Here is a 3,088-nt window from a genome sequence, read left to right on the forward strand (position 1 = left end):
CCGCCGCGCGCAGCAGGGCCCGGCCCACCCCGTGGCCGCGCGCCGAGTCCGCCACCGCGAGGCCCTGGATCTGCCGTACGTGCGCGTTGCACGCGAGCGGGGTGGGCCGGGCGATCCTGACGTACCCGACCAGGCGGTCGCCGATCTCCGCGACGAGGTGCTCCTCGGGGCGGTGCCGGTCGTCGAAGAACGGCTCGTAGGGCGGGCGCGGGCGGGGGGACACGGCGTGGAGCGGCGACCAGGTCTCCCGGTCGAGCCGCCCCAGAGCCTCGTCGTCGTCCTGAACGGCGGGACGTATCTGCGATTCCGACATGGCGCAACTGTGCCATGGGGTGTCCCCGGGGCAGGATGGGCCCATGAGGATCGCGGTCACCGGCTCCACCGGGCTCATCGGTACGGCTCTTGTCAGCTCCCTGCGCGCGGACGGGCACGAGGTGGTGCGCCTGGTGAGACGCCCCTCGCGGACCGGCGACGAGGTGGAATGGGATCCCGTACGGCAGTACGTGGACACGGCCGGGCTGCACGGCTGCGAGGCGGTCGTCCACCTGGCGGGCGCGGGCATCGGCGACCACCGGTGGACCGACGCGTACAAGAAGGAACTCCGCGACAGCCGTGTCCTCGGCACGGCGGCGATCGCGGAGGCCGTGGCGTCGCTGGAGGTGCCGCCCCGTGTGCTGGTCTCCGGTTCCGCCGTGGGGTTCTACGGCGACACCGGGGACCGCGCGGTCGACGAGTCGGCGCCGCCGGGTGAGGGCTTCCTGCCGTCGCTGTGCGTGGAGTGGGAGGAGGCGGCGTCGGCGGCGGAAGAGGCGGGCATCCGCACGGTGTTCGCCCGCTCGGGGCTCGTGGTGTCGCCCAAGGGCGGTGCGTGGGGGAGGCTGTTCCCGCTGTTCCGGGCGGGTCTGGGCGGGCGGCTGGGCTCGGGGAACCAGTACTGGAGCTTCATCGCCCTGCACGACCACGTGGCGGCGCTGCGGCACCTGATCGACACGGAGTCCCTGGAGGGCCCGGTGAACCTGACGGCACCGTCACCGGCGACGAACCGCGAGGTGACGGCGGCGATGGGGGCGGCGCTGGGACGGCCCACGCTGTTCCCGGTGCCGGAGGTGGTGTTGCGGGCGGCGCTGGGAGAGCTGTCGTCGGACATCCTGACGAGTCAGCGGGTGGTGCCGGCTCGGCTGTCGGAGTCGGGCTTCACGTTCGCGTTCCCGACGGTGGGGGAGGCGGTGGGGGCGGCCTTGTCCTGAGGCCTTTGTCCCCAGTCGCCGGACGGGCTCGATGGTGCCTGCCGCAGCCGGTTGCGTATGCGCGGCGCCCGGGCGATCGGTCTCCGGCCGGGCCGGCTTCTCCCTCTCCCGCACCTTCGTGCCCTGCGGCTACAGGGTTTCTCCAAGGTTTCCCCAAGACCTCGCCGCCACAGTGTGGTCGACGCGCGGCGGCGGACCAACGGTCCGGCAGGCGGAGCCGGACAGCGTCCACACCGGGGAGAGACACATGCGATCACGAATTTTCGCGACAGTCGTCGGAGCCGCGGCTTCCGCTGCGGCGCTCACTGCTCTCGGCGCCGCTCCGGCCTCCGCGTACTCGTCGTCCGGAGTACTGGCGACGTACGCCTCCACGGCTGGGGGCTACGGTACCGCGCGCGCCTTCCTGACCAGCGACGGCTACTTTCTCCGCGTCTGTGACCAAGGCAATCCGGACGGCTACCGAGTGGTCGCACGGCTGGTCAAGGGGTCTTTCTACGATCAGACGCAGAACGTCGGCGGGAGCGGATCCTGCGTCGGCGGAGCCGAGGACGGCTATACCAGTGGCTGGCTCGATTCGCCGATCGCGGGCACTTACACACTGACCGTGTGCCTGCGAAACGGCGCCGGCGGCATGGACTTCGCCTGTGATTCGCGGAAGTTCTACCACGACGGCTCCTCCTGACCGTCGCCACGACCGGGGTCGGTGCGACCCGGAGAAGAGGCGCGGACGGAATTCATGAGACGCGCCTCTACACGTGGAAACACGTCTGGGAATCATAGCCCCGTGCACCGACTGCCACCGTCGATTCCGGAGCGTCAGGAAAGCGGAATCACATCAACTCGCAGGTCCCGCCGCATCGTCGGTGCGGGCCTCCTTCCACGGCGAATGTACAAGCGGAACCCTCCTCGCGTGAGAGCACTCGGGCGACCGGGGAGGAAGGGGCCGGCCCACGCTGATCCAAACCAATGGAGTGATCAAGCCCAGGCGAGTGAAAGGCCGGCTGGCGCTTTCCTCGGGTGAAGGCAAGCGGCTGTTGACCGTCATGACCAGCAAGGGGGAGGCGGGTATCGACTGGCCCGGCGACCTGCCGCGCCCTCAGCTGCACAAGGACACTGCCACGTACACCGATGCGGTGACGCCCGGGACAGACCTGGTGGTGCGGGCGCTGCCGGAGAGTTTTTCCCTGCACGTGGTGATTCGGGAACGCCCGAAGGTCCCGCTGGCCGTACGGCTTCCTCTCGCTCTGCCCGAAGCGATGACGTACGGGCGCACGAAGGATGGCACACCCCAGCTGCTCACCAGCGGCAGGACCGCAGCGGCCAGGCCGGTCGTCACCGAGATGCTCGACGCCACAGCCGGGTCGTCCCCGGGCAAGGGGCGCATCGGCAATACCGATACGCGGCTGGCAGGCTCCGCGACGGATCCCACGCTGGTGATCGAGCCCGATGCGAAGTTCCTCGCCGATCACACCGTGCGGTACCCGGTCACGATCGCGGCTGACCCCGTTTGGGTCGGAGCCGGTCTGGACGCCGGACAGTGTGAACTGGGCCGATCAGCCCAGCACGACCGAGGGCGGAGCCGCTGTCGCGACGGATCCGCTGCCGTGCACGGCGGACAGCCCGTCCACGGGCGACGAGTGGACCTGGTCACTGACCGACATGGCCAGGGCATGGGCGTCGGGACAGCCGAACCACGGGCTGGTCCTGAGCGCGGCAGACGAGAGCGCCACAGCGGAGTACGACCGCGGTTCCTCTCCTCCCGAGCGACCGAGGGTGCGGCGCAGCACAGCAGCACCCCCGCCACCACGACAAACCCAGCCCGTCCGGCGATTGAGGACATC

At 70.4% G+C, this 3,088-nt stretch carries 3 protein-coding genes and 1 pseudogene; 3 read left to right on the forward strand and 1 reads right to left on the reverse strand.

All coding sequences use genetic code 11. From position 1 onward, the window contains the following. Positions 1-313: GNAT family N-acetyltransferase (locus GT042_RS05470; RefSeq protein WP_161307563.1), on the reverse strand; the 313-nt coding region annotated here is incomplete at its 3' end. 43 nt (positions 314-356) lie between these two features. Between GT042_RS05470 and GT042_RS05475 the strand changes: the two genes are divergently transcribed. The 3 genes and pseudogenes from GT042_RS05475 to GT042_RS38760 form a co-directional block, all read left to right on the forward strand. Further along, complete coding sequence (locus tag GT042_RS05475) at positions 357-1,247, forward strand: TIGR01777 family oxidoreductase (protein WP_161307564.1); 891 nt, start codon at positions 357-359, stop codon at positions 1,245-1,247. A gap of 247 nt (positions 1,248-1,494) precedes the next feature. Further along, positions 1,495-1,929 (forward strand): hypothetical protein, encoded by a 435-nt coding sequence (locus GT042_RS05480; protein ID WP_161307565.1) that lies wholly within the window; start codon positions 1,495-1,497, stop codon positions 1,927-1,929. Positions 1,930-2,218: 289 nt separating this feature from the next. Further along, positions 2,219-3,088, forward strand: a pseudogene (locus GT042_RS38760) (hypothetical protein); the annotation flags it as partial.

Source organism: Streptomyces sp. SID3212, from assembly GCF_009865405.1.
In the GTDB taxonomy this organism is placed as follows: domain Bacteria; phylum Actinomycetota; class Actinomycetes; order Streptomycetales; family Streptomycetaceae; genus Streptomyces.

What these genes read in the sequence shown, in the direction of transcription:
- GT042_RS05480 (WP_161307565.1), top strand. Translation starts at nt 1,495, where the DNA reads ATGCGATCACGAATTTTCGCGACAGTCGTCGGAGCCGCGGCTTCCGCT.
- GT042_RS05475 (WP_161307564.1), top strand. Translation starts at nt 357, where the DNA reads ATGAGGATCGCGGTCACCGGCTCCACCGGGCTCATCGGTACGGCTCTT.